The sequence below is a fragment of the Roseomonas sp. TAS13 genome, assembly GCF_001950415.1.
In the GTDB taxonomy this organism is placed as follows: domain Bacteria; phylum Pseudomonadota; class Alphaproteobacteria; order Acetobacterales; family Acetobacteraceae; genus Roseomonas; species Roseomonas mucosa.
Window position 1 is genome coordinate 1 of sequence record NZ_BDLP01000746.1, and the last position, 828, is coordinate 828.

An 828-nucleotide genomic window follows, 5' to 3' on the forward strand; every position below is an offset into this window, starting at 1 on the left:
GCGTAGATGTGATCAAGAGACAGCCCCTATCTCCTCCGCCTCGATGCCGGGACGCGGCGCGCGGTGGAATGGGAGATGTTCGGCGGCTCCTACAAGGGCGTCACCGATGCCATCACCAAGCATGTCTGGCCCCGCCCGGCCTTCCAGGTGGTGCGCGGCTGCGCCGCCCTCGGCATCACGCCCAACCAGGTCACCTTCGCCAGCCTGCTCCTGGTCTTCGTCGCCCTCTGGCTCTTCGCCACGGGCGCCTGGCTGCCCGGACTGCTCGCCGCCTGGGTGATGACCTTCCTCGACACGGTGGACGGCAAGCTGGCACGGGTGACGCTCACCTCCACGCCGCTCGGCAACGTCTTCGACCATGCCATCGACCTGATCCACCCGCCCTTCTGGTGGCTGGCCTGGATCTACGGACTTTCCGCCGTGGGAATGCCCCTCGCGCATCCGGCGGCGGTCGGCGCCATCGTCTTCGGCGGCTATGTCCTCCAGCGTTTGCAGGAGGGCCTCTTCCTCGCCCTCTACAAGATGGAGATCCATGTCTGGCGGCGCTTCGACAGCTTCTTCCGCCTCTGGATCGCGCGCCGGAACCCGAACCTGCTGATCCTCAGCCTCTTCACCCTGTTCGGCCGCCCGGACTGGGGCATGCTCGCCGTCGCCGCCTGGACCGTGTTCGGCTGCCTGGAACAGGTCGTCGTCACCCTCCAGGCCGGGCTGGCGCGCCGCCGGGGGCCGCTGCGCTCCTGGCTCGAGGGATGAGCGGCGCGGGGCGCATCGGCCTCATCACCAACCCCCGCAGCCGGGCCCTCCGCGAAGGCCGCTTTCCCCTGGCGG

At 69.3% G+C, this 828-nt stretch carries 1 protein-coding gene; it reads left to right on the forward strand.

Going from position 1 to position 828, the window contains the following annotated elements; all coding sequences use genetic code 11:
- Window positions 1-75: 75 nt before the first annotated feature.
- The gene (locus ROTAS13_RS25280) at window positions 76-753 is read left to right on the forward strand and encodes a CDP-alcohol phosphatidyltransferase family protein (RefSeq protein ID WP_253187783.1); all 678 of its coding nucleotides are present in this window, start codon (window positions 76-78) and stop codon (window positions 751-753) included.
- The last annotated feature ends 75 nt before the right edge of the window (window positions 754-828 follow it).